Here is a 23,042-nt window from a genome sequence, read left to right as displayed (position 1 = left end):
CATCTTTTCCACGGAGGACTTCTGCCGCCACCTGCAACTCTGTACGATGTATAAAATACAACGTACAGAGATAGTCTTCAGGAGGAGCCTTGAAGATCACTTCCACCGCCGTCTGCCTGACCGTCGACGACGTCCCCGCCTCCGCCGCCTTCCTGGCCCGGCACTTCGGGTTCGAGGAGGCCGTGGCCGCCGACGGCTTCGCCTCCCTGGTCCGCGAGGACACCGTCCAGGTGGTCTTCCTGCGGAGCGGCACCGAGGTGCTGCCCGAGGGGGTGCGGGACCGGCGCGCCGCGGGTGTCGTCGCCGCGTTCACCGTGGCCGACCTGGACGCCGAGTACGAGCGGCTGCTGAGCGAGGGTGCCCCCGTCACCATGCCGCTGCGCGAGGAGCCGTGGGGTGAGCGCCTGTTCCAGGTCACCGACCCGAACGGCGTGATCCTCCAGCTCGTCGCCTGGGCCACCCCCGGGGACCGGTGAGCCGAAGCCGTCCTCAGACGGGCGGCTGCGTCGCGCGGGGGAACTGCTCGGCCAGCCCGTCCAGCAGGGCCCGCAGCCCGGTCTCGAAGGCCCGCTCGTCCACCTTCTCCTGCTGGTTCGCGAGCAGGTGGGCCTGGCCCAGATGCGGATAGTCGGCCGGGTCGTACGCGCTCGCGTCGTCCACGAAGCCCTCGGCGAACGAGCCCAGCGCCGACCCCATGACGAAGTACCGCATCAGCGCCCCGATCGACGTCGCCTGCGCCGGCGGCCACCCGGCGTCCACCATCGCGCCGTAGACCGCGTCGGCGAGCCGGAGGCCGGCCGGGCGGCGGCCGGGGCCCCGGGCCAGGACCGGGACGATGTTCGGGTGGTCCCGCAGCGCCGTCCGGTAGGACACCGCCCAGTCGTGCAGCGCGGTCCGCCAGTCCCGGTCGGCGTCCTGCCCGAGGTCTTCGAACATCGACAGGTCGACCTGCGCGCTGACCGAGTCCGCGACCGCCTCCAGGATCTCGTCCTTCGTGCGGAAGTGGTTGTAGAGGGAGGGCCCGCTGACCCCCAGCTCGGCCGCCAGCCGGCGGGTGGAGACGGCCGCCAGTCCCTCCGCGTCCACGAGTTCCCGTGCCGCCCGGACGATCCGGTCGGTGCTGAGGAGGGGCTTGCGCGGTCGGGCCATGGCGCACATAGTAGGGCCGGAGGAATAAACTAGCAGTGCTAATTTAAAGGGTGGTCGCATGGTGAACCTGGGGCTCGGCGAGGAGCAGACCGCCGTACGGCAGCTCGCCCGGGACTTCGTCGAACGCGAGATCACCCCGAACGTGATCGCCTGGGACCGCGCCGAGGAGGTCGACCGGGGGATCGTGAAGAAGCTCGGCGAGGTCGGCTTCCTGGGGCTGACCGTCGACGAGGAGTACGGCGGCTCCGGCGGCGACCACCTCGCGTACTGCCTGGTGACCGAGGAACTGGGCCGGGGGGACTCCTCGGTCCGCGGGATCGTGTCCGTGTCCCTGGGGCTGGTCGCCAAGACCGTCGCCGCCTGGGGCACCGAGGAGCAGAAGCGGCGCTGGCTGCCGGGGCTCACCTCCGGCTCGTACGTCGGCTGCTTCGGCCTCACCGAACCCGGCACCGGCTCCGACGCGGGCAACCTCACCACCCGCGCCGTTCGCGAAGGCGACGACTACGTCGTCAACGGCACCAAGATGTTCATCACCAACGGCACCTGGGCCGACGTCGTCCTGCTCTTCGCCCGCTCCACCGACGCCCCCGGCCACAAGGGCGTCTCCGCCTTCCTCGTGCCGGCCGACACCCCCGGTCTCACCCGCCGCCCCCTGCACGGCAAGCTCGGCCTGCGCGGCCAGGCCACCGCCGAACTCGTCCTGGAGGACGTCCGGGTCCCCGCCTCCGCGATGCTCGGCCCGGAGGGCAAGGGCTTCTCGGTCGCCATGTCGGCGCTGGCCAAGGGGCGGATGTCGGTCGCGGCCGGCTGCGTCGGGATAGCGCAGGCCGCGCTGGACGCGGCCGTGAAGTACGCCGGGGAGCGCGAGCAGTTCGGCACGCCGATCGCCGGTCACCAGCTCGTCCAGGAGCTGATCAGCGACATCGCCGTCGACGTGGACGCGGCCCGGCTGCTGACCTGGCGGGTCGCCGACCTGATCGACCGGGGGCTGCCGTTCGCCACCGAGTCCTCCAAGGCCAAGCTCTTCGCCTCCGAGGCCGCCGTGCGCGCCGCCAACAACGCCCTGCAGGTCTTCGGCGGCTACGGCTACATCGACGAGTACCCGGCCGGCAAACTCCTGCGCGACGCCCGCGTGATGACCCTCTACGAGGGCACCAGCCAGATCCAGAAGCTGCTCATCGGGCGGGCCCTGACGGGCGTCTCGGCGTTCTGAGTCGCTCTGAGTCACTCTGAGTACGTCCCTGAGTATCCCGGCGGATGTGGCGCGGGCCACCTCCGGCGATGCTCGAACCATGAGCGACACACCGGTCAGACACCAGAACACGGCCGCCTTCTACGGGCAGGCCGTCGCCTCCTTCGCCCTCGCCCTCACGGCGACCGCCATCGGCATCTTCCGGCTGCAGGCCGACGCCTGGGTGCGCGGCTTCCTCGGCATCGCCGTGCTCTACCTCGTCACCTCCGCCTTCACGCTCGCGAAGGTCGTCCGCGACCGCCAGGAGGCCGGGCAGATCGTCAGCCGGGTCGACCAGGCCAGGCTGGAGAAGCTGCTCGCCGAACACGACCCCTTCGAGAAGCTCTGAGCCCCCTGCCGCCCGTGAAAAGCTCTGAGCGGGCACACTAAGCGCTCGCTCAGCCGGGGCGGTATGGTGGAGCTCCGGTATCGAGAGGGGCGAACGAGCGATGAGTACGGCGGAGGAGACGACCGGCGGCGAGGTCGAGCCGTGGGAAGAGGTCACCCCTGACGCGGCCCGGCGACTGCTGGTCGCCGCCGTGGAGGCCTTCGCCGAGCGCGGCTACCACGCCACCACCACCCGCGACATCGCGGGCCGGGCCGGCATGAGCCCCGCCGCGCTCTACATCCACTACAAGACCAAGGAAGAGCTGCTCCACCGGATCAGCCGCATCGGTCACGACAAGGCCCTGGAGATCCTCCAGACGGCCGCCCGGCGCGAGGGCACCGCCACCGAGCGGCTCGCCGACGCCGTCAGCTCCTTCGTCCGCTGGCACGCCGGGCGGCGCACCACCGCGCGGGTCGTGCAGTACGAACTCGACGCCCTCGGCCCCGACGCCCGCGCCGAGATCCTCGACCTGCGCCGCCAGGTCGACGCCGAGGTGCGCGGGATCATCCAGGAGGGCGTCGCGTCCGGCGAGTTCGACGTCATCGACGTGCACGGCACCACCCTCGCGGTGCTGTCGCTCTCCATCGACGTCGCCCGCTGGTTCAACGTCAACGGCCCCCGGACCCCGGAGGAGGTCGGCGAGCTCTACGCCGACCTCGTGCTGCGGATGGTCGGGGCCAAGTAGCGGCCCCGCCGCTCTCAGAGGTAGTACCGGGACACCGACTCCGCGACGCAGACCGGCTTGTCGCCGCCCTCGCGCTCCACGCTGAAGGCGACGGTCACCTGGACGCCGCCCGTGACGTCCTCCACGCCGGTGATCGTCGCGGTGGCGCGCAGCCGGGAGCCGACCGGGACGGGGGCGGGGAAACGGACCTTGTTGGTGCCGTAGTTCACCCCCATCTTCACGCCCTCGACCTTGATCAGCTGGGGGCCGAAGAGCGGGAGCAGCGACAGGGTCAGATAGCCGTGCGCGATGGTCGTGCCGAACGGGCCGGCGGCCGCCTTCTCCGGGTCGACGTGGATCCACTGGTGGTCGCCGGTCGCCTCCGCGAACAGATCGATCCGCTTCTGGTCGACCTCCAGCCAGTCGGTGTACCCCAGCTGCTCGCCCACGGCCGCCTTCAGCTCGTCGGGGGAGGTGAAGATCCTCGGTTCTGCCATGTTGCCGGCCCTCTCGCAGTCACGGGTCACGCGTGCATTGTCTAAGCAACTGCTTAGCATGGTCCGGTACGGGCCCTCTGTCAACGGACCGCGACCCGCATCCGGTGGGTAGTCTCTACGGGGTGCCGCAGATTCCCGAGAAGATCCACGAGCTGACCGTGGGCCAGTTGTCCGCGCGCAGCGGCGCCGCCGTCTCCGCGCTGCACTTCTACGAGTCCAAGGGCCTCATCAGCAGTCGGCGCACCTCCGGCAACCAGCGCCGCTACAGCCGCGACACGCTCCGCCGCGTCGCCTTCGTCCGGGCGGCGCAGCGGGTCGGCATCCCCCTCGCGACGATCCGCGAGGCCCTCTCGGAACTTCCCGAGGAGCGCACGCCGACCCATGAGGACTGGGCCCGCCTCTCGGAGGCCTGGCGTACGGAGCTGGACGAGCGCATCAGGCAGCTGAACCGGCTCCGCGACCACTTGACCGACTGCATCGGCTGCGGGTGCCTGTCCTTGAGCAGTTGCGTGCTGTCCAACCCGGACGACGCGTTCGGCCAACGCCTGGCGGGCTCGCGCCTGCTGCCGGAGAGGGGGCGGCCGTAGTTCGGGTGCGGGCCGGCGGGGGCTGGTCGCGCAGTTCCTCGCGCCCCTGAAGGGGCGCTGCCCAGTCGCCCCTTTCAACAGCCACCCAGCTGCGGGCAGGCGTGCCGCAGGGCGGCACGGGTGGGCGCTGGGGGTCCCCCCGGCCGAAGGCTGGGGGAGGCACCCTGCCAGCGCCGGTAAGCGTCCCCCCCGCCCCCACCCCGGGCCCCTACTCGAACTCCGTCCCACCCTTCCGGGTCAGGTACGCCGGGCTCACCGCCTTCGCGATCGCCCGCCCCCCGGTCACCGTGCTGTACCGCTCCACGACCGGACGGATCACCACGCCCTCGCGCAGGTGCAGCCCCCGCCCGGACACGGTCTCCCGTCCGCTCGCCACCTCCAGCACCCGGTCGATGTCGTACGGCCCCTCGAACAGCCGTGGCACCAGCGGCAGTTCGCCCGCCAGGAACTCCGCCGGGTCCAGCCACCGCACCGCCCCGTCGAACTCGGCCGACACGTCGAACGCGGCGAACCCGAGGGACTCCCGTCGGCCGTCGGCGCCGTACGTCAGGTCCTGGACCCCTGCCCCGTACACCTCCCCGAAGATCCCGACCCGGCGCGCGCCGAGCCGTTCGGCGAGCCGGCGGGCCGCCTCGGCGACGCCGTGGCCGCGCACCGCCCGCCAGTAGAGGTTGCGCGGATCCTCCTTGAGGGCCAGGGACTTCGCGCCGAAACCCTTGGAGGACACGTACACCCGGTCCGTGTCGGCGACATAGGTGACCAGGCACGCCGAGCCATGGAGCTTCTCGGTGAGGACCACCGGCTCGCCGGGCTCGAAGATGCCGGGATAGCGCTGGATGTTCTCGATGTCGACCCAAGGCAGCAGATCGGGTGCCGACTCGACGTCCCCGTCCATCGTGGGCGGGACCGGCGGCACCCACTTGGTGATACCGAGCCTCTCCGCGAAGTCGGTGCCCTCCGCCGCGGCCCGTACCAGGTCGACGTCGGCCAGCGCCTTCGGACGGCACACGATGCCCTGCGACAGCTCGCCGCGCAGCCGCACCGCCCGGACCCGGTCCGCGTTGCTCCCCGCCAGCCGCCCGGTCAGCCCCAGCTCCTCGATCAGCCCGGCCGGCAGCACGGCCTGTTCGGGGATGTAGAGGGCGGAGTCGCCGGTGCGGTACACGCCCTTGCCGACGACCGCGCGGTAGAGGCCCACCTGGGCCAGCTCCAGCGCGTCGGCGTTGGGGTGCTCGTGGACGGTCAGCACTTCGGCGGTGACGCGCAGCGTCGACATCGGTGCTCCTCGCTCGGAGGGAACCCGCGGGGTTCCTCAGCTGGGTTTCATCGGACCCAACTCTCCGGACGGGAAACGGGTGGAACCAGCGGATTTGCCGCTGCTATGGGGCCGTCGTGAGCGGTCGCCGGCCACGGGCCGCCGGGCAGTTGGGGGGTGCGGCATCCCCGGCGCACCCCCACGTGGTCAGGCCGACATGAGAAGCCGCCCGCGCCTGGCACAGGCCAGGGCCTCGGGGGTGAGCACCGGACGCGGCACCAGGATCCCGCAGTCCGTGCAGACCGGACCGGCGGAGGGCTCGTGGTCCAGGTCGTACTTCCAGATGAGGCGCTCCCCGGCGCACACCGGGCAGACCGTGCCCGGCTCGCGCTCCAGGGCGGCGATCAGCCGTCGCAGCACCTCGGCGAGTGGTTCGTCGGGATGGACCCGTGGGTCGTCGCACCAGGCCACTCCGAATCCGCCCCAGGTCAGCCGGTGCCAGTCGTCCACGCTGCCCGGGCGGCGCAGCCCGTCGTGCTTCTCCTTCTTGCGGCGCTCGGCGAACTCGCCCTCATAGGCGAGCCATACCGTCCGCGCCTCCTCAAGCTCCTCCAATGCGCCCACGAGACGCACCGGATCGGGGGACCGGTCCTCGGGACCGAACCCGGCCCGGGAGCAGAGATGGTCCCAGGTCGCGCGGTGCCCGTAAGGAGCGAACCGCTCCAGGCACTTGCGCAGCGAGTAACGCCGTAGCGCCAGATCGCACCGTGGGTCTCGCACCTGTCTCGCCAGACTCCGGAAACCGGCCATCGCCCTGCACCTCCGTCACACCTGCACCTGTACTTCGGTCACTTCGGCGTCGCCGCACGGGTTTCGCGCGGCGTTGCCGTATAGACGTATCGACACTCGAATCGGCTCCATCGGATTTCCGATGCCGTCCATAAGGCCGCCCGCCTTGACCGATGGCCGGTGGGACCACCGACGCGGGCGACCACTCCAAAACTTGACGCATGTTCATCTTCAATCCCGGGGATACCGGCGGTAACGTCCGGCACCACCCCCGTCGTGAGGAGCCGCCATGCCCCGGCGCACCAGACATCACGCGTTGTTCGACAAACTGAGAACTCCCCGCAAGCTCCCCGGGTTCCTGAAAGCCGCATCCGTATGCGTCCTCATCGCCGGCCTGCTCTCCCCGCTGGTCCAGGCGACTCCGGCGGCGGCCGCGGCGTCCAACGACTACTGCGGCGGCCAGTGTTCCGACATCCTGCCGCCCGGCGAGAACGGCAACGCCACCCTCGCCCAGATCCTGCTCAACCAGGTCTTCGGCACCCAGCCCGACCACGCCGAGGACCAGCTCGGCACCTACAACAGCCTGGCCACGGGCTACTCCACCCTCACCGACGCGAAGATCAACACGTTCTTCAACGACTCGTCGTTCGGGGTCGCTTCCGATCAAGTCGCCTCCACCGAGAACCCGGCCGGCCGCAGCGACGTCACCATCGTCCGCGACAAGAAGACCGGTGTGCCTCATATCACCGGTACCACCAGATACGGCACGGAGTTCGGTGCGGGGTATGCGGCCGCTGAGGACCGGCTGTGGCTCATGGACGTGTTCCGGCACGTCGGCCGCGGCCAGCTCACCACCTTCGCCGGCGGCGCCGCCTCCAACCAGGGCCTCGAGCAGGAGTTCTACCGCAACGCCCCCTACTCCGAGGCCGACCTCCAGGCGCAGATCGACAACGCCGTCGCCAACAACGGCGCCCGCGGCCAGCAGGCCCTCGACGACGCCAACGCCTACCTCGCCGGCATCAACTCCTACATCGACGCCTCCGACAGCGGCCGGTACTTCCCCGGCGAGTACGTGCTGACCGGGCACAAGGACTCGATCACCAACGCCGGCACGATCGACCACTTCAAGATCACCGACCTGGTGGCGCTGGCCTCCGTGATCGGCGCGCTGTTCGGCTCCGGCGGCGGTGGCGAGGTCAACAACGCCATATCGCTGCTCGCCGCCCAGGAGAAGTACGGCGTGACGGAGGGCACCAAGGTCTGGGAGTCGTTCCGCGAGCGCAACGACCCCGAGGCCGTGCTCACCGTCCACAACGGCGAGAGCTACCCGTACGGCACCAAGCCCGACAACCCGCAGGGCGAGGCGCTGCCGGACGCCGGTACGGTGACGACCGAACCGCTGGTCTACAACGCCACCGGCACCGGCGCCGACCAGAGCGCCACCGCGGCCGCCGAGACGGCGACCAAGACCGCGCTCAGCTCGGCCAGACGCGGCATGTCCAACGCCCTCGTCGTCAGCGGCAAGTACACCGCGAGCGGCCACCCGATCGCCGTGTTCGGACCGCAGACCGGCTACTTCGCCCCGCAGCTGCTCATGCTCCAGGAGATCCAGGGCCCGGGCATCAGCGCCCGCGGCGCCTCCTTCGCCGGCCTGAGCATGTACGTCGAACTGGGCCGCGGCCAGGACTACGCGTGGTCCGCCACCACCTCCGGGCAGGACATCATCGACTCCTACGCGGTCGAACTCTGCCAGGACGACTACCACTACCTGTTCCACGGCACCTGCACGGCCATGGACGAGGTCGAGCAGACCAACTCCTGGAAGCCGACCACGGCCGACGGCACGGCCGCCGGCTCGTACACCATGAAGGTCTGGAAGACCAAGTACGGCCCCGTCGAGTACCGGGCCACCGTCGGCGGGAAGAAGGTCGCCTACACCACCCTGAGATCCTCCTACATGCACGAGGCCGACTCGATCATCGGCTTCCAGATGCTCAACGATCCCGACTACGTGAAGAGCCCGCAGACCTTCCAGAGCGCGGTGCAGCACATCAACTACACGTTCAACTGGTTCTACGCCGACTCCACGCACACCGCGTACTACAACAGCGGCAACAACCCGGTGCGGGCCACCGGGGTCGACGCCGAGTTCCCGGTCTGGGGCCAGGCCGCCTACGAGTGGCAGAACTGGAACCCGACCACCAACACGGCCGACTACACCCCGGCCGCCCAGCACCCGCAGTCGATCGACCAGGACTACTACGTCTCCTGGAACAACAAACAGGCACTGAACTACACGACCGCGAGCTGGGGTGACGGCTCGGTCCACCGCGGCAACCTGCTCAACGACCGGGTGAAGAAACTCGTCGCCGCAGGTGGTGTCACCCGCTCTGTGCTTGTCAAGGCCATGGCAGACGCATCGCTCACGGACCTGCGGGCCGAGGACGTGCTGCCGAACCTGCTCAAGGTGATCAACAGCAGTACGGTGACCGACTCCACGGCCGCCGCGGCCGTCACCAAGCTCCAGACCTGGCTGACCGCGGGCGGCAAGAGAACGGAGACCTCGGCGGGCTCGAAGACGTACGCCAACGCCGACGCCATCCGGATCCTGGACGCCTGGTGGCCGCTGCTGGTGAAGGCCGAGTTCCAGCCGGGCCTCGGTGACGACCTGTACACCGCGTTCACCAACAACCTGTACATCGACGAGACCCCGTCGGCCGCCCACGGCCCGACCGGTGCGCATGCCGGAAGCTCCTTCCAGTACGGCTGGTGGAGTTATGTCGACAAGGACATCCGGTCGGTGCTCGGGCAGACCGTGTCGGGACCGCTCGCCGAGCAGTACTGCGGCGGCGGCAGCCTCAGCGCCTGCCGGGACATCCTCATCAGCACCCTGAAGACGGCGGCCGGCACCAGCGCGTCCACCGTCTACCCCGGGGACTCGCTGTGCTCGGCGGGCGACCAGTGGTGCGCCGACTCGATCGTGCAGCGCACCCTGGGCGGCATCAAGCACTACAACATCAGCTGGCAGAACCGGCCGACCTTCCAGCAGGTCGTGGAGTTCACCTCACACCGGTGAGCCGCACACCGGTGAGCTGAACACCGGTGAGCTGACGCCCCACGGCGGCGGGTCACGCGATGTGCCCCGCCGCCAGCACCACCCGGGCCAGTTCGGGGTGCACGATGTCGCTGTGCGCCCCGGACGGCGGCCCGCCCTTCTTCACGACCGCCGCCGCGTCGACGTTCACACAGCCCGGCGCGGCGAGCGGGCCGCGCAGCGCCGCCGCGAGGTCCAGCGAACGGGTGCCGGGCACCTCCTGGACGCCGTCGTGGCCCATCGCGCCCCACCTGTCGCCGAGCATCCGCCCCACGTCCTCGCCCAGCGCCGACTCGCAGTCGTCCGCCATCCGCGAGGCCAGCGGATACATCGTGCCGAGCGCCTCGTCGAAGTGGGAGTAGCAGCACACCAGCGGGCCGTCGATCCGGTTCTGCTGCCCCTGGAGCACCCCGCCGGCGCGCGGGTCGTGGGGCAGCCGGGCGGCGAACGCGTAGTGCGAGAAGGCGCCTTGCAGCAGGGTGACGGACTTCACCGTGTGCACCCCGTCCGGCAGCCCGCGCAGCGCGAACGACACCAGCCGCCCGCCGAAGCTGTGCCCGACCAGATGCACCCGCACGTCCGGTGCCGCCGCGGCCAGCTGCCCGATCACCCGCCCGAGCCCACGTTCCCCGACGGTCCCCGCGCGTCGCTTCATCGCGTAGTACGTCGCCTGTCGCAACAGCTCCTTCGCGCCGTCCCAGGGGTTCGGCAGCGCGAACCCGGCCGCGGCGCCGCCTCCGTGGAGGGCGGCCAGCGCCGCCGCGAACTCCTCGCACAGGGTCGCCGTGTCCCCGGTGAACAGCACGGGGTCGCTCTGCGGGACGCCCTCCGCGAGCGTGTCCGCCGCGAACAGCGGCTGCGGGCCGCCGGGGACCACCTCGACCAGCAGCCGGACGAGCCGCCCGAACTCCGCCAGCTCGTTCGCCGGCCGCTGGTCCAGCATCCGCGCGATCTGGTCGACCACGGTGGCCCGCCCCGGGAACGTCTCCAGGAGCGCGTGCCGGGTGTCCTGGTCGAGGGCGGGCGCCGGTGACTCCTCCACCTCCGTGGCCACCACCGACCTGGGGAAGTCGGGGATCGGCTCGTCGCAGAACCGCATCGACGGCCAGATCACCCCGGCGTACCCGATCCGCGCCTTCGGCGCGAGCTTCGGGATCGGCGCGAAGAACCGCCGGTACAGGCGGGTCGCACCCGAACGGTCGTTGTTCCAGCCGTGCGCGAAGACGATCAGGTCATGGAGGCCGTGGCCGCCGATCTCGCCCAGCAGCCGGTCGCGTTCGGCGCCGTCCGGGTCCCCGTCGGCGTCGAAGGTCAGCTCCCAGTAGGGAGCCACACTCATCCCAGGATCCGCCATACCAGGCTCCTCGTCCCCCGAACCGGTGCGATGTGCGCGCATCGTCCCGCCGCGGGGCAAGGTTGGCCATACACCGCGCCTCACCTGTAGAGGAGAAATTCCTTTCGGACCCGGCGGAATGCGGCGAGTTCGTCCTGCCAGGCGCCGACGACCTCGTCCGGGCCCGCGCCGGCGTCGATCATCGTGCGGACGCGCGTGGATCCGGTGAGCTTGTCGATCCAGCCGTCCTCGCGCCAGGCGAAGCCGCTCCACACCTTCCTCGCGGTGACCAGCAGGGCGATTCCGGTGCGTACCGGGTCGTAGGCGGCCCGGTCGCGCACATGGATCTGCACCCCGCCGACGGTCCTGCCCTGGAACTTGGAGAAGGTCGGCGCGAAGTAGGCCTCCCGGAACCGCACGCCCGGCAGCGCGAGTTCGTCGGCGGCGGCCGCCCAGCGCGCGTCGATGCCCTCCGCGCCCAGCAGTTCGAAGGGGCGGGTGGTGCCGCGGCCCTCGGACAGGTTGGTGCCCTCGAAGAGACAGGTCCCCGAGTAGACCAGGGCGGTGTCCGGGGTGGGCATGTTGGGACTCGGCGGCACCCACGGCAGGCCGTACGCGTCGAAGAAGCGGGAGCGGCGCCAGCCCGTCATCGGTACGACGTGCAGGGCGACCGGCGGATCCAGGAACTCCGCGTTGAACAGCCGCGCGAGCTCGGCGACCGTCATCCCGTGCGCCTGCGCGATCGGCTGCCGGCCGACGAAACTGGCGAACTCCCGGTGCAGGACCGGGCCCTCGGCCGTGCGGCCGGTCACGGGGTTCGGCCGGTCGAGGACGACGAAGCGCCTGCCGGCCAGCCGGGCGGCCTCCATGCAGTCGTACAGCGTCCAGATGTACGTGTAGAAACGGGCGCCGACGTCCTGGATGTCGAAGACGACGGTGTCCACGCCCGACGCGGTGAAGACGTCGGCGAGGGGCTGACCGCTCTTGAGATACGTGTCGTAGACGGGGAGGCCGGTCGCCGGGTCGTCGTGGCGGCCCTCGGAGCCGCCGGCCTGGGCGGTGCCGCGGAAGCCGTGCTCGGGGCCGAAAACGGCGGTGAGGTTCACGCGCGGGTCGGCGTGCATGACGTCGACGATGTGGCGGGCGTCCTGGGTGATGCCGGTGGGGTTGGTGACGATGCCGACCTTCTGGGCGGCGAGGAGGGCGTAGCCGTCGGCGGAGAGGTGGTCGAAGCCGGTCTTGAGGGTGCCGTGGGCGTCGGCTGTGGTTGCCGTGGGTAGGGCTGTGGCGGCTGCTGCTGTTGCCGTGGCCGCGGTGAGCAGACTTCGTCTGGACGGGCGCAATGGGGTGGCCTCCGTCGTCGTCCGGGTGCGGGTCGTGTGTGGCTGGTCGCGCCCCTAGGGGGTTGTCGTCGTCCCTTGTCGGACAGCGGCCCTGCGCCCCTTGGGGGTTGCCGTCGTCCCTTGTCGGACAGTGGCCCTGCGCCCCTGGGGGAGTGCAGTCGTCGCGAGTCCGACAGTGGCCCTGCGCCCTTAGTGGGTGTGACGGTCGCCCTTTTCTCAAACATACCGACCGGTTAGTGTGTCGGTGCTGAGCCGAGTCTGGTCGCGTCGTGTCGAAGGAGACCGATGGTGGGAGCCGTGCAAGATGCCCGAGTCGTCGTCACCGGGGCGGGAGGGGGCATCGGGGCCGCCCTCGCCCGCCGGTTCGCCGCCGAGGGTGCCCGCGTCGTCGTGAACGACCTGGACGGGGCCAAGGCGGCCGCCGTCGCCGAGGAGATCGGCGGGATCGCCCTTCCGGGGGACGCGTCCGGCATCGTCGGCGCCGCCCGGGACGCGCTCGGCGGGAGCGTCGACGTCTACTGCGCCAACGCCGGGCTCGGGTCGGGTGGGTCCGAGGCGGCCGAGCCGGCCGTGTGGGAGTCCGCCTGGGACGTCAACGTCATGGCTCATGTGCGGGCCGCTCAGGAACTGGTGCCGGAGTGGCTGGAGCGGGGGAGCGGGCGGTTCGTGTCCACCGTGTCCGCCGCCGGACTGCTCACCATGATCGGCGCCGCGCCCTACAGCGTGACCAAGCACGCCGCCTACGCCTTCGCCGAGTGGCTGTCACTGACGTACCGGCACCGTGGCCTGAAAGTGCACGCCATCTGCCCGCAGGGCGTCCGTACCGACATGCTCGCCGCCACCGGCAGCGCCGGCGATATCGTGCTCCAGCCGACCGCCATCGAACCGGAGGACGTCGCCGAGGCGCTGTTCAAGGGGATGGCGGAGGACCGGTTCCTGATCCTGCCGCATCCCGAGGTCGCCGACTTCTACCGGGCACGGGCCACCGACCCGGACCGCTGGCTGACGAACATGAACCACATCCAGCAGAAGTGGGAGGCCACCCGGTGACCGTGTCGGAGACCGAGTCGATCTACGCCGCCCGGCCGTGGGTGGGGCTGCTCAACGACGCCCAGCGCGGGCCGGTCGACCCGCCCGCCTCGCTGGTGCACGCCCTGCGGGCCGCCGTGGCCGAGGCGCCCGACCGCACCTGCCTCACCTACTTCGACGCCCGCCTCAGCTTCCGCGAGGTCGACGAGCTGAGCGACTCGGTCGCCGCGCATCTCGCCGAGCGCGGCCTGGAGCGCGGCGACCGGGTCGCCGTGATCCTGCAGAACTCGCCGCACTTCGTGCTCGCGCTGCTCGGCGCCTGGAAGGCGGGCGCGACCGTCGTGCCGGTCAACCCGATGTACAAGTCGGGAGAGGTCACGCACGTCCTGCGGGACGCCGAGGTGAGCGCGCTGGTCTGCTCGCAGCGGGCCTGGGAGTCGTATCTGCGCGACACGGCCGCCGACTCGCCGGTGCGGATCGTGCTCACCGCGAGCGAGCTGGACTTCCAGACGCGTGACGACGCGCGCGTGCTGGCCTTCGAGCGGCTGCCGCAGGCCGCCGACACCGAGGACCTGGTCGCCGTCGCCCGGCAGGGCGGGAAGGCTCCCGAGGGGCGGGATCCCGAGCCCTCCGACATCGCGCTGATCAGCTACACCTCGGGGACCAGCGGCACCCCCAAGGGCGCCACCAACCTGCACAGCAACATCATGTACAACGCCGAACGGCAGCGGACCGGGCTCGCGCTGCCCGACGCGCCGGTCTACTACGCCCTCGCACCCCTCTTCCACATCACCGGCATGGTCTGCCAGCTCTGCGCCTGCCTCACCAGCGTGGGCACGCTCGTGCTGACCTACCGCTTCGAGCCGGGCCTGGTCCTGGAGGCGTTCGCCGAGCACCGCCCGCAGTACACGGTCGGCCCGTCCACCGCGTTCATGGCCCTGGCGGCCCACCCGGACGTCACCCCGGAGCACTTCGCCTCCTTCGTCAACATCTCGTCGGGCGGCGCGCCGCTGCCGCCGGCCCTGGTGGAGAAGTTCCGCGCCGGGTTCGGGCCGTACATCCGCAACGGCTACGGGCTGACCGAGTGCACCGCGCCCTGCGCCTCGGTGCCGCCGGAGCTGGAGGCGCCCGTCGACCCGGTCTCCGGGACCCTCGCGGTCGGGGCGCCCGGCCCGGACACGGTCGTTCGCATCATCGACGACGAGGGCAACGAGCTGCCCTTCGGCGAGCAGGGCGAGATCGCCGTACGCGGGCCGCAGGTGGTGCCCGGGTACTGGCGGCGGCCCGAGGCCACCGCCGAGACCTTCCCGGACGGCGAACTGCGCACCGGCGACATCGGGTTCATGGACCCGCAGGGCTGGCTGTACGTCGTCGACCGCAAGAAGGACATGATCAACGCGTCCGGCTTCAAGGTCTGGCCGCGCGAGGTCGAGGACGTGCTGTACACCCATCCGGCGGTACGCGAGGCGGCCGTCGTCGGGGTGCCGGACGGGTACCGCGGCGAGACGGTCAAGGCCTACATCAGTCTTCGCCCGGGAACTGCAACCGACCCGGACGATCTCGCCCTCTATTGCAAGGAGAGACTGGCCGCTTACAAATATCCGCGCCAGGTGGAGATCCTGCCCGACCTGCCGAAGACGGCAAGTGGGAAGATCCTCCGACGGGAACTGCGTTCCCGACCGCAACAGGGTTAGCGGATCTACGAGAAAGGCAGGTGGCGGCAGTGCCCAGGACGACGGACGGAGACGGGGCTCCTGTTCCGCAGCGGCTTCTTGCCGCCGCCACCCGGCTCTTCGCGGAGCAGGGATACGACCGCACCTCCGTGCAGGAGATCGTGGAGGCGGCCGGCGTCACCAAGGGGGCGCTGTACCACTACTTCGGCTCCAAGGACGACCTCCTGCACGAGGTGTACGCGCGCGTGCTGCGCGTCCAGCAGGAGCGGCTCGACGCCTTCGCGAACGCGGACGAGCCGATCGAGAAGCGGCTGCGGGGCGCGGCGGCGGACGTGGTCGTCACGACCATCGAGAACCTCGACGACGCGATGATCTTCTTCCGCTCCATGCACCACCTCAGCCCGGAGAAGAACAAGCAGGTGCGCGCCGAGCGCCGGCGCTACCACGAACGCTTCCGCGCACTCGTCGAGGAGGGCCAGCGTGAGGGCGTCTTCTCCACCGCGACCCCGGCCGACCTCGTCGTCGACTACCACTTCGGCTCGGTCCACCACCTGTCGACCTGGTACCGCCCCGACGGCCCCATGACCCCCCAGGAGGTCGCCGACCACCTGGCCGACCTGCTGCTGCGGGCGCTGCGCCCCTAGGGGCCGGACCGGAGAACACCCGGATCGTCCGCGCCACTGATGGCGGCGCGCCGATGCGTACGCATAGTCTCGCCGGCATGGCAGATGCGTTTGCGGGCGTCCGGCTGCTCGGCCCGCCAGTGACCGACGGCGAGTACATCGGGCTGAACGAGCAGGAGACGGTGCACCTGCACGAGTACACCCGGATCTACGCCGTGCCCGGCCTCTACGAGCATGTCGTCCAGGAGCGGCTGCAGTGCGTGTCGCCGCAGGTCGCGGCCGAGGGTCTGCTGCGCGCGGTCACGGGCCTCGGGCTGGATGCCGGGTCGATGACGGTGCTGGACGTGGGTTCCGGCACCGGACTGGTCGGCGAACTCGTGCGTGGTGGCGGCGTGGCCCGGGTCGTCGGGGTCGACGCGCTGCCGGCGGCGCGCGAGGCGTGTCTGCGCGACCGGCCGGGCGTCTACGCCGACTACGTGGTCGGCGACTTCCAGCTCGGCGACGGACTCCGTGCGGCACTGAGCCCGTACGCGTTCGGCGGGCTGGTGTCTGCCGGCGCGTTCGGCGGTACGCACGCCACACCGCGGGCTCTGGTGAACGCGCTCGGGGTCCTGCCGCCCGGCGCGCCCGTGGCCTTCACCCTCCACGAGCAGTGGATGGACGAGGCGGATCCGGACGGGTTCGGCGTCGCCGTCGAGCGGCTGGTGGCCGACGGACGTCTCGAACTGCTGGAACGGACCCGGTTCCGGCACCGGGTGACCACGACCGGCGAGCCGATCTTCTACCAGCTCGTGGTGGGCCGGACGGGCTGAGGCCGACGGCGAGGGGCCGGTACGGACGAAGGGCCGGTACGGACATCCCCGATGCCCGCCCGGCCCCTCACCGCCCGTCGCCTACAGGTACTTCTTCAGCTCCCGGCGCGCCAGCGAGCGCTGGTGCACCTCGTCCGGGCCGTCGGCGATCATCAGGGTGCGGGCCCCGGCGTACAGGTCGGCCAGCGGGAAGTCCTGGCTGACGCCGCCCGCGCCGTGCAGCTGGATCGCCCGGTCGATGATGTCGACGACCGCCCGCGGCGTGGCGATCTTGATGGCCTGGATCTCGGCGTGGGCACCCCGGTTGCCGACGGTGTCCATCAGCCAGGCCGTCTTGAGGACCAGCAGCCGCAGCTGCTCGACCGTCACCCGGGCGTCGGCGATCCAGTTGTGCACGACACCCTGCTGGGCCAGCGCCTTGCCGAAGGCCTGCCGGGAGACGGCCCTGCGGCACATCAGCTCGATCGCCCGCTCGGCCATGCCGATCAGCCGCATGCAGTGGTGGATCCGGCCCGGGCCGAGCCGGGCCTGCGCGATGGCGAAGCCGCCGCCCTCCTCGCCCACCAGGTTCGACACCGGCACGCGCGCGTGGTCGAAGACCACCTCGGCGTGGCCGCCGTGCGAGTGGTCCTCGTAGCCGAAGACCTTCATCGCCCGCTTCACGGTGACGCCCGGGGTGTCACGCGGGACCAGGACCATGGACTGCTGGCGCCGGATGTCGGTGCCGTCCGGGTCGGTCTTGCCCATCACGATGAAGATCCTGCAGTCCGGGTTCATCGCCCCGGAGATGTACCACTTGCGGCCGGTGATGACGTAGTCGTCGCCGTCCCGCTCGATGTAGGTGGTGATGTTGGTGGCGTCGGAGGAGGCCACCTCCGGCTCGGTCATGGCGAACGCGGAGCGGATCTCACCGGCGAGCAGCGGCTCCAGCCACTGCTTCTTCTGCGCGTCGTCGCCGAACTGGGCCAGCACCTCCATGTTCCCGGTGTCCGGTGCCGCGCAGTTCAGCGCGGTCGGCGCCAGGTGCGGGGAGCGGCCGGTGATCTCGGCGAGCGGCGCGTACTGGAGGTTGGTGAGCCCCGCACCGTACTCGGCGTCGGGGAGGAAGAGGTTCCACAGGCCCTGCCTGCGCGCCTCGGCCTTCAGCTCCTCGACCACGGCCGGGGTGTCCCACGGCGAGGCCAGTTCGGCCCGCTGCTCCTCGGCGACCGCCTCGGCCGGGTAGACGAACTCGTCCATGAAGGCGAGCAGTTGGGCGCGCAGCTCCTCGGTGCGGGCGTCGAACGCGAAGTCCATGGCCGGTCAGCCTTCCTGAAGAGTGGTCAGTCCGTGGTCGATGAAGACGGGGACGAGCTCGCCGATGCGGTCGAAGCCCTGCCCGAGCGTCTGGCCCAGCGTGTACCGGTAGTGGATGCCCTCCAGGATCACGGCGAGCTTGAACCAGGCGAACGCCGTGTACCAGGAGATGTGCGAGACGTCCCGTCCCGAGCGGGCGGCATAGCGCTCGACCAGCTCCCGCGGGTCCGGGTGGCCCGGCGCCTCGGCGGTCGTCGACACCGGCGAGTCGGGCGCGCCCAGCGGCAGGCTGTACATCACCAGCAGGCCCAGGTCGGTCAGCGGGTCGCCGAGCGTCGACATCTCCCAGTCGAGGATCGCCTTGATCCGGTCGTCGTCGCCGATCAGGACGTTGTCCAGGCGGTAGTCGCCGTGGATCACCGTGGGCGCGGGGGAGTCGGGCAGCCGGCGGCCCAGGGTCGCGTGCAGCTCGTCGATGCCGGCCAGCTCGCGGTTGCGGGAGGCGTCCAGCTGCTTGCCCCAGCGGCGCAGCTGGCGGTCCAGGAAGCCCTCCGGGCGGCCGAAGTCGGCGAGGCCCACCTCCGCGGGGTCCACGGCGTGCAGCTCGACCAGGGTGTCCACCAGGGACAGCACGGCGTCGCGGGTGCGCTCGGGGCCGAGCGGGGCGAGCTGCTCGGAGGTGCGGTACGGGGTGCCCGCCACGAACTCCATCACGTAGAACGGCGCGCCGAGGATCTCGTCGTCCTCGCACAGCAGCACCGGGCGCGGCACCGGTACCTCGGTCGGGTACAGCGCGCTGATCACCCGGTGCTCGCGCTTCATGTCGTGCGCGGTGGCCAGGACGTGGCCCAGCGGCGGCCGGCGCACCACCCACTTCGAGGCGCCGTCGGAGATCGCGTAGGTGAGGTTCGACCGTCCGCCCTCGATCAGCCTTCCGGTCAGCGGACCGGTCACCAGGCCGGGGCGCTCGCGGTCGAGCAGGCCGCGCAGCCGGTCGAGATCGAGTCCGGGCGGGTGGTCGGGGCTCATGCATCGCTCCTACGAACGAATGAACAGGACCCGACTTATGATGCCGACCAGTCGGTATGTCGTCCAGCGCGTGAGCCAAACGTGACCGGGACCACCCTACGACCCGTACGGCGGGTGACGGCTCCCCGTGCGCGCGGAGCGGGCAGCCGTCACCGGTGAGGTTCGGCTCAGTGGTCGTCCCAGTGGCCGTCGTGCTCGGCGTGCCGGTGGCCGTCGTGGAGGTAGTCGACGTGGTCGCCGTGCAGGACGCCGGTGTGCCCGCAGCCGTCGCCGTGCCGGTGCTCGTGCGCCTCGTGGGTGACGTGCCCGGCGGGCTCGCACTCGTCCCAGTGGCCGCCGTGCTCGCGGTGCAGATGCCCGTTGTGCGCGTAGTCGACGTGGTCGCCGTGCGGCACCTGGTCGTGCCCGCAGTCCGGTCCGTGGCTGTGACCGTGCGAGGCGTGTTCCTGGTGAAGGGTGGTCATGGTGCTCGCCTTCAGGGGTGCGGGGTTCGGGAGTGTGGGTTCAGGTGTGTGGGTTCAGGTGTGGCGTGATGCCGACGGACAGGCTGCCACGCAAACGGCACATATGCGGGCATCCCGGTTGCGTGGCGTCCGAGTACCCCAGAGGGTCGTTGGCATGAAAGGCATCAGCTACAGCCGGTACGGCGGCCCCGAGGTGCTGGAGTACGGCGAGGTCAAGGACCCGAAGGTCGGCCCCGACTCGGTGCTGGTGAAGGTCCGGGCGGCCGCCGTGAACCCGGTCGACTGGAAGTGCCGCGAGGGCCTGCTGCACGGCATCCTGGACACCGTCTTCCCGGTGGTCCCCGGCTGGGACGTCTCCGGCGTCGTCGTCATGCCGGGGGCCGCCGTCACCGAGTTCGCGGTCGGCGACGAGGTGATCGGCTACGTCCGCGAGGACTTCCTCTCCCGGGGCACCTTCGCCGAGTACGTCGCCGCCCCGGTGCGCACCCTCGCCCGCAAGCCGCGCAACCTCACCTTCGAACAGGCCGCCGGGCTGCCGCTGGCCGGCCTCACCGCCTACCAGGTGCTGGTGCACGCCCTGGAGGTCAAGCGCGGCGAGACGGTCCTGGTGCACGCCGCCGCCGGCGGGGTCGGCTCCCTCGCCGTCCAGATCGCGGCCCACCTCGGCGCCCGGGTGATCGGCACGGCGAGCGAGCGCAACCACGACTTCGTCCGGGGGCTCGGCGGCGAACCGGTGACCTACGGCGCGGGCCTGGCCGAACGCGTCCGGGGGCTGGCCCCGGAGGGCGTGGCCGCCGTCTTCGACACCGTCGGCGGCGAGACCCTGACCGCCTCGGCGAACCTGCTCGCCCCCGAGGGCCGGATGGCCTCGATCGCCGACCCGGACGTCGTCGACTTCGGCGGCCGCTACTGCTGGGCGCGACCCGACGCCGAGGACCTGACCCGGCTCGCGGCGCTCGCGGAACAGGGGGCGGTCACCGTCCATGTCGCCGAGACGTTCCCGCTGGAGCGGGCGGCCGACGCACAACGCCGCAGCCAGGAGGGGGGTACCCGGGGCAGGCTGGTGGTCACCGTGGACTGGCCGGAGGAGGGCTGAGCGAGGGGCCGTACGAAGCCAGGGCCTATACGACCAGTGCGGCGGCGCACAGGGCGATGGCGACCGTGCACAACACCGCCCCCGTCGCCTGCCGGGGGGCCAGCGCCGTGGGGCGGTCGGTCGCCGCGAGGGCCCGGATACGGCGGTTGGCGACCAGAAGGAAGCCCAGCCACAGGGCGCAGCAGGCGGCGCAGGCGATCACGCCGGCGGCCGAGGTACCGCCGTGCAGCGCGGTCTTCGCCGCGAGTATGGCGGCGACGGTCGCCGAGAGGGTCGTACGGCGCCAGGCCAGCCGGGTCCGCTCCGGCTGGAGCCCGGGGTCGCGGGCCGGCTCCGTCATCCCTCCCACCCGACGAGCACCACGACGACCATCGCGACGGCGACCACGGCGACGACCACGCTCAGCAGGGCCGGGAACCGGGACACCGGCAGGTCCTCGCCGCGCCGCATCGCCCGCTCGCAGCGCATCCAGTGGTTCACGGCACGCAGCGAGCAGAGCACGCCGGCGGCGAGGAGCGCGAGCGCGAGGCCTACGCGCCAGCCCCAGCGGAGGTCGGGCAGGAACTGGTCCACGGCGAATCCGCCGCCGATGAGGGCGAGGGCGGTGCGCAGCCAGGCCAGGAAGGTCCGCTCGTTGGCGAGGGAGAAGCGGTAGTCGGGGGTCCTGCCCTCCTGGCGTACCTCTCCGGGGGCGAACCACAAACGGACGTTCCGCGCGAATTCGATCACGTGCCGGAAGCCTACCGGGGCGGTTGCCGTGGTCGTTCGGCTGCGGGTGCGTGGGGGCCGGCCGCGCAGTTCCCCGCGCCCCTGACGGGGCGCTGCAGTCGCGTCAGCGGTACCCGGCCGGCGCCGGTGAGCGTCCCCACCCCCACCTCAGCCCCGCCACTCCCGCAGCCGATCCCACGCCGCCACCCCGTCCGGTACCCACTCCCACTCGCCGAGCCGCGCCCCCAGTTCCTCCTCGCTCAGGAACTCGTGCCATGCCACCTCCTCCACCTGCGGCCGCACCGGCAGCTCGCAGCGCACCTCGTACACCGCGGACCACCAGCTCTGCCCGGCGCCGTCGTCGTACAGGAACTTGAAGAGGAACGCCGGCCGGGGGAGACCGGTCACGCCCAGTTCCTCCTCGGCCTCCCGCAGCGCCGCGTCGTCGTAGGACTCGCCCGCCCCCACCACACCCCCGACGAACATGTCGTACAGGGAGGGGAAGACCAGCTTGGTCGCGGTGCGGCGGTGGACGAAGACGCGGCCGACGGCGTCGCGGGCCTGGATGAAGACGCAGCGGTGGCGCAGGCCCCGGGCGTACGCCTCGCCGCGCGGGGACGTGCCGATCACCTGGTCGTGCTCGTCGACGATGTCGAGGATCTCGTCAGCAGCGCTCATACCGCCATCCAAGCAGGCGGACGGCCACCGTCGGGGCCGGTGCGGCCGACCGGCGTCAGCGCGGCTGGAGGTCCAGCGAGGGTTCCTTCGGCGCCGCACCGCGCGGCATCGCCGGGTGCAGACCCAGCAGCACGATGCCCGCCACGATCGCCGCGAGCCCCGCCGCCTCCCAGGCCAGCGCCCCGGTGTCGGTGCGCAGCTTGTCCCCGAGGAAGCCGACCCCGCAGAGGATCCCGGCGAGCGGCTGGGCCGCGGTGAGCGCGGGCAGCGAGTTGCGCAGCTCCGCCGTCTCGAACGCGCTCTGGACGAGGATCAGCCCGGTGACCCCGAGGACCAGCACACCGTACGGCTGCCAGCCGGTCAGCACCTCCATGATGCCGCCCTCGGAGAAGCGGGTGCCGGTGACCCGGGTCAGCGCGTCCTGGACGCCGTAGAGCAGGCCGGCGGCGAGGGCGAGGAGGGTCGGTCCCGCGCTGAGGCGGGAGCGTTTGGCGTAGGTCGTGAGCAGCAGGGCCGTGCCGACCATCGCGCCGATGATCAGCCAGTGCCGCAGCGGGTTGGCTATGGCGTCGCCGCCGCGTGGCTGGCCAGCCAGGATGAACGTGGTCACGCCGCCCGCGAGCAGGACGAGACCTGCCCAGCCCTGGTGGCTGAGGGGATGCTTGGTCTGGTGCCGGGAGAGCGCGAGGGCGAACAGGAGGTTCGTCGCCAGCAGCGGCTCGACGAGGGAGATCTCGCCCTTGCCGAGGGCGATCGCGCCGAGGACCATGCCGGCCACCATCAGGCCGATGCCGCCGAGCCAGCGGGGCACCCTCATCAGGTCGAGCAGCAGCCGGGGCGAGAGGAAGTCGCTGAGCGGTGCCTTCTGGGCGACGTTCTGCTGGAGCACGAACCCGAAGCCCAGGCAACAGGCCGCGCTCACGGCGAGAACCAGAACCAGAACGGACACGCTGCGTACCTCGATCTGCGGCCGGGCTACGGAGTGCGTAGTGGCCGACTGTAGCGCTCCCGGGTGGGGATTGTTCCGGGGGTTCCCGGAACCGGGCGGTTGACTCGGTCACGCTGCCCGAGTCGATCACGCGGTGCGGACCGGAGCGGCGGCGGGACCCTACGGCCATGGTCCGACGCCCGGGCGGCCGACGCCATGGCGTACGCCACAGCCGGAACCCGAAGCCCCACGGCCACGGTACGCCAACCTGGCCCCGGCGCGCGTCAAGTTCCGCTTTGCACAAGGTAGTTGAACAGAGTACGAGCCCCGTTCGGCTTGACGCAAAGTCTTGGCTGGGGGTTTGCTGTGCGTGATC

The 23,042-nt window shown here is 71.2% G+C and carries 24 protein-coding genes; 11 read left to right on the top strand and 13 right to left on the bottom strand.

Features of this window, described 5'->3' with window-relative positions:
- Window positions 1-89 precede the first annotated feature (89 nt).
- Window positions 90-476 (top strand): VOC family protein, encoded by a 387-nt coding sequence (locus tag ACFWPQ_RS34700; protein ID WP_384043691.1) that lies wholly within the window; start codon window positions 90-92, stop codon window positions 474-476.
- Window positions 477-489: 13 nt separating this feature from the next.
- Here ACFWPQ_RS34700 and ACFWPQ_RS34695 read toward each other — a convergent pair whose 3' ends face one another.
- Window positions 490-1,149: a TetR/AcrR family transcriptional regulator gene (locus ACFWPQ_RS34695; protein ID WP_384043688.1), complete on the bottom strand. Its 660-nt coding sequence runs from the start codon at window positions 1,147-1,149 to the stop codon at window positions 490-492.
- Window positions 1,150-1,210: 61 nt separating this feature from the next.
- Between ACFWPQ_RS34695 and ACFWPQ_RS34690 the strand changes: the two genes are divergently transcribed.
- The 3 genes from ACFWPQ_RS34690 (at window position 1,211) to ACFWPQ_RS34680 (ending at window position 3,453) form a co-directional block, all read left to right on the top strand.
- Entirely contained in the window at window positions 1,211-2,362 is a 1,152-nt protein-coding gene (locus tag ACFWPQ_RS34690) for an acyl-CoA dehydrogenase family protein (protein ID WP_384043862.1), read from the top strand.
- 79 nt (window positions 2,363-2,441) lie between these two features.
- Window positions 2,442-2,729: a YiaA/YiaB family inner membrane protein gene (locus tag ACFWPQ_RS34685; RefSeq protein WP_361293191.1), complete on the top strand. Its 288-nt coding sequence runs from the start codon at window positions 2,442-2,444 to the stop codon at window positions 2,727-2,729.
- A 100-nt stretch (window positions 2,730-2,829) separates the two neighbouring features.
- The gene (locus ACFWPQ_RS34680) at window positions 2,830-3,453 is read left to right on the top strand and encodes a TetR/AcrR family transcriptional regulator (RefSeq protein ID WP_384043684.1); all 624 of its coding nucleotides are present in this window, start codon (window positions 2,830-2,832) and stop codon (window positions 3,451-3,453) included.
- Between the two features lie 14 nt (window positions 3,454-3,467).
- On the opposite strand, the gene ACFWPQ_RS34675 is transcribed toward ACFWPQ_RS34680, so the two are convergent.
- Window positions 3,468-3,929, bottom strand: coding sequence for a MaoC family dehydratase (locus ACFWPQ_RS34675; RefSeq protein WP_361293310.1), 462 nt, complete (start codon window positions 3,927-3,929; stop codon window positions 3,468-3,470).
- 122 nt (window positions 3,930-4,051) lie between these two features.
- On the opposite strand from ACFWPQ_RS34675, the gene soxR reads away from it, so the two are divergent.
- Complete coding sequence (soxR, locus tag ACFWPQ_RS34670) at window positions 4,052-4,516, top strand: redox-sensitive transcriptional activator SoxR (RefSeq protein WP_384043681.1); 465 nt, start codon at window positions 4,052-4,054, stop codon at window positions 4,514-4,516.
- A 208-nt stretch (window positions 4,517-4,724) separates the two neighbouring features.
- Here the strand turns inward: soxR and ACFWPQ_RS34665 are convergent, their stop codons facing one another.
- Both ACFWPQ_RS34665 and ACFWPQ_RS34660 read right to left on the bottom strand, forming a co-directional pair.
- The gene (locus ACFWPQ_RS34665; protein ID WP_384043678.1) at window positions 4,725-5,792 is read right to left on the bottom strand and encodes an RNA ligase (ATP); all 1,068 of its coding nucleotides are present in this window, start codon (window positions 5,790-5,792) and stop codon (window positions 4,725-4,727) included.
- Window positions 5,793-5,978: 186 nt separating this feature from the next.
- Entirely contained in the window at window positions 5,979-6,581 is a 603-nt protein-coding gene (locus ACFWPQ_RS34660) for a hypothetical protein (RefSeq protein WP_361293199.1), read from the bottom strand.
- A 268-nt stretch (window positions 6,582-6,849) separates the two neighbouring features.
- Between ACFWPQ_RS34660 and ACFWPQ_RS34655 the strand changes: the two genes are divergently transcribed.
- Complete coding sequence (locus ACFWPQ_RS34655) at window positions 6,850-9,636, top strand: penicillin acylase family protein (protein ID WP_384043674.1); 2,787 nt, start codon at window positions 6,850-6,852, stop codon at window positions 9,634-9,636.
- 52 nt (window positions 9,637-9,688) lie between these two features.
- On the opposite strand, the gene ACFWPQ_RS34650 is transcribed toward ACFWPQ_RS34655, so the two are convergent.
- Together ACFWPQ_RS34650 and ACFWPQ_RS34645 are read right to left on the bottom strand one after the other, a co-directional pair.
- Window positions 9,689-11,008: a serine-threonine protein kinase gene (locus tag ACFWPQ_RS34650; RefSeq protein WP_384043671.1), complete on the bottom strand. Its 1,320-nt coding sequence runs from the start codon at window positions 11,006-11,008 to the stop codon at window positions 9,689-9,691.
- Between the two features lie 80 nt (window positions 11,009-11,088).
- Window positions 11,089-12,330 (bottom strand): exo-beta-N-acetylmuramidase NamZ domain-containing protein, encoded by a 1,242-nt coding sequence (locus tag ACFWPQ_RS34645; protein WP_384043668.1) that lies wholly within the window; start codon window positions 12,328-12,330, stop codon window positions 11,089-11,091.
- A gap of 285 nt (window positions 12,331-12,615) precedes the next feature.
- Between ACFWPQ_RS34645 and ACFWPQ_RS34640 the strand changes: the two genes are divergently transcribed.
- The 4 genes from ACFWPQ_RS34640 to ACFWPQ_RS34625 all read left to right on the top strand — a co-directional run bounded on the left by ACFWPQ_RS34640 (window position 12,616) and on the right by ACFWPQ_RS34625 (window position 16,467).
- Window positions 12,616-13,380, top strand: coding sequence for an SDR family oxidoreductase (locus ACFWPQ_RS34640; RefSeq protein WP_361293207.1), 765 nt, complete (start codon window positions 12,616-12,618; stop codon window positions 13,378-13,380).
- Window positions 13,377-15,053 carry a class I adenylate-forming enzyme family protein gene (locus ACFWPQ_RS34635; protein WP_384043666.1) on the top strand — a complete coding sequence of 559 codons (1,677 nt, stop codon included), beginning with the start codon at window positions 13,377-13,379 and terminating at the stop codon, window positions 15,051-15,053. Before ACFWPQ_RS34640 ends, ACFWPQ_RS34635 begins: the two co-directional genes overlap by 4 nt.
- A 29-nt stretch (window positions 15,054-15,082) precedes the next feature.
- On the top strand, window positions 15,083-15,676 hold the full coding sequence (locus ACFWPQ_RS34630; RefSeq protein WP_351703894.1) for a TetR/AcrR family transcriptional regulator: 594 nt from the start codon (window positions 15,083-15,085) through the stop codon (window positions 15,674-15,676).
- 77 nt (window positions 15,677-15,753) lie between these two features.
- A complete protein-coding gene (locus ACFWPQ_RS34625; RefSeq protein ID WP_384043662.1) occupies window positions 15,754-16,467 on the top strand; it encodes a methyltransferase domain-containing protein in 714 nt (237 codons plus the stop codon).
- 81 nt (window positions 16,468-16,548) lie between these two features.
- On the opposite strand, the gene ACFWPQ_RS34620 is transcribed toward ACFWPQ_RS34625, so the two are convergent.
- The 3 genes from ACFWPQ_RS34620 to ACFWPQ_RS34610 form a co-directional block, all read right to left on the bottom strand.
- On the bottom strand, window positions 16,549-17,763 hold the full coding sequence (locus tag ACFWPQ_RS34620) for an acyl-CoA dehydrogenase family protein (protein WP_384043659.1): 1,215 nt from the start codon (window positions 17,761-17,763) through the stop codon (window positions 16,549-16,551).
- Between the two features lie 6 nt (window positions 17,764-17,769).
- Window positions 17,770-18,792: a phosphotransferase family protein gene (locus ACFWPQ_RS34615; protein WP_384043656.1), complete on the bottom strand. Its 1,023-nt coding sequence runs from the start codon at window positions 18,790-18,792 to the stop codon at window positions 17,770-17,772.
- Window positions 18,793-18,959: 167 nt separating this feature from the next.
- Window positions 18,960-19,256, bottom strand: a complete 297-nt coding sequence (locus ACFWPQ_RS34610) for a hypothetical protein (RefSeq protein ID WP_384043653.1) — start codon at window positions 19,254-19,256, stop codon at window positions 18,960-18,962.
- A gap of 154 nt (window positions 19,257-19,410) precedes the next feature.
- On the opposite strand from ACFWPQ_RS34610, the gene ACFWPQ_RS34605 reads away from it, so the two are divergent.
- Window positions 19,411-20,352, top strand: a complete 942-nt coding sequence (locus ACFWPQ_RS34605; RefSeq protein ID WP_384043650.1) for an NADP-dependent oxidoreductase — start codon at window positions 19,411-19,413, stop codon at window positions 20,350-20,352.
- 25 nt (window positions 20,353-20,377) lie between these two features.
- Here ACFWPQ_RS34605 and ACFWPQ_RS34600 read toward each other — a convergent pair whose 3' ends face one another.
- The 4 genes from ACFWPQ_RS34600 to ACFWPQ_RS34585 form a co-directional block, all read right to left on the bottom strand.
- A complete protein-coding gene (locus tag ACFWPQ_RS34600; RefSeq protein ID WP_384043647.1) occupies window positions 20,378-20,692 on the bottom strand; it encodes a DUF202 domain-containing protein in 315 nt (104 codons plus the stop codon).
- Window positions 20,689-21,081: a YidH family protein gene (locus ACFWPQ_RS34595; RefSeq protein ID WP_384043645.1), complete on the bottom strand. Its 393-nt coding sequence runs from the start codon at window positions 21,079-21,081 to the stop codon at window positions 20,689-20,691. The genes ACFWPQ_RS34600 and ACFWPQ_RS34595 overlap by 4 nt, the downstream gene beginning before the upstream one ends.
- A 147-nt stretch (window positions 21,082-21,228) precedes the next feature.
- Window positions 21,229-21,738, bottom strand: coding sequence for an NUDIX hydrolase (locus ACFWPQ_RS34590; protein WP_384043642.1), 510 nt, complete (start codon window positions 21,736-21,738; stop codon window positions 21,229-21,231).
- A gap of 55 nt (window positions 21,739-21,793) precedes the next feature.
- Window positions 21,794-22,687, bottom strand: coding sequence for a DMT family transporter (locus ACFWPQ_RS34585; protein ID WP_384043639.1), 894 nt, complete (start codon window positions 22,685-22,687; stop codon window positions 21,794-21,796).
- Window positions 22,688-23,042: the final 355 nt, after the last annotated feature.

The organism is Streptomyces sp. NPDC058464, from assembly GCF_042721035.1.
GTDB lineage: Bacteria > Actinomycetota > Actinomycetes > Streptomycetales > Streptomycetaceae > Streptomyces.
The sequence above is the reverse complement of the archived record's forward strand: the minus strand, read 5'-3'. Positions and strand labels throughout refer to the sequence as shown.

Coding starts and splice junctions, on each gene's coding strand:
- ACFWPQ_RS34695 (WP_384043688.1), bottom strand. CDS start 1,149: ATGGCCCGACCGCGCAAGCCCCTCCTCAGCACCGACCGGATCGTCCGG.
- ACFWPQ_RS34685 (WP_361293191.1), top strand. CDS start 2,442: ATGAGCGACACACCGGTCAGACACCAGAACACGGCCGCCTTCTACGGG.
- ACFWPQ_RS34680 (WP_384043684.1), top strand. CDS start 2,830: ATGAGTACGGCGGAGGAGACGACCGGCGGCGAGGTCGAGCCGTGGGAA.
- ACFWPQ_RS34675 (WP_361293310.1), bottom strand. CDS start 3,929: ATGGCAGAACCGAGGATCTTCACCTCCCCCGACGAGCTGAAGGCGGCC.
- ACFWPQ_RS34665 (WP_384043678.1), bottom strand. CDS start 5,792: ATGTCGACGCTGCGCGTCACCGCCGAAGTGCTGACCGTCCACGAGCAC.
- ACFWPQ_RS34660 (WP_361293199.1), bottom strand. CDS start 6,581: ATGGCCGGTTTCCGGAGTCTGGCGAGACAGGTGCGAGACCCACGGTGC.
- ACFWPQ_RS34655 (WP_384043674.1), top strand. CDS start 6,850: ATGCCCCGGCGCACCAGACATCACGCGTTGTTCGACAAACTGAGAACT.
- ACFWPQ_RS34650 (WP_384043671.1), bottom strand. CDS start 11,008: ATGGCGGATCCTGGGATGAGTGTGGCTCCCTACTGGGAGCTGACCTTC.
- ACFWPQ_RS34640 (WP_361293207.1), top strand. CDS start 12,616: ATGGTGGGAGCCGTGCAAGATGCCCGAGTCGTCGTCACCGGGGCGGGA.
- ACFWPQ_RS34625 (WP_384043662.1), top strand. CDS start 15,754: ATGGCAGATGCGTTTGCGGGCGTCCGGCTGCTCGGCCCGCCAGTGACC.
- ACFWPQ_RS34620 (WP_384043659.1), bottom strand. CDS start 17,763: ATGGACTTCGCGTTCGACGCCCGCACCGAGGAGCTGCGCGCCCAACTG.
- ACFWPQ_RS34615 (WP_384043656.1), bottom strand. CDS start 18,792: ATGAGCCCCGACCACCCGCCCGGACTCGATCTCGACCGGCTGCGCGGC.
- ACFWPQ_RS34610 (WP_384043653.1), bottom strand. CDS start 19,256: ATGACCACCCTTCACCAGGAACACGCCTCGCACGGTCACAGCCACGGA.
- ACFWPQ_RS34605 (WP_384043650.1), top strand. CDS start 19,411: ATGAAAGGCATCAGCTACAGCCGGTACGGCGGCCCCGAGGTGCTGGAG.
- ACFWPQ_RS34600 (WP_384043647.1), bottom strand. CDS start 20,692: ATGACGGAGCCGGCCCGCGACCCCGGGCTCCAGCCGGAGCGGACCCGG.
- ACFWPQ_RS34590 (WP_384043642.1), bottom strand. CDS start 21,738: ATGAGCGCTGCTGACGAGATCCTCGACATCGTCGACGAGCACGACCAG.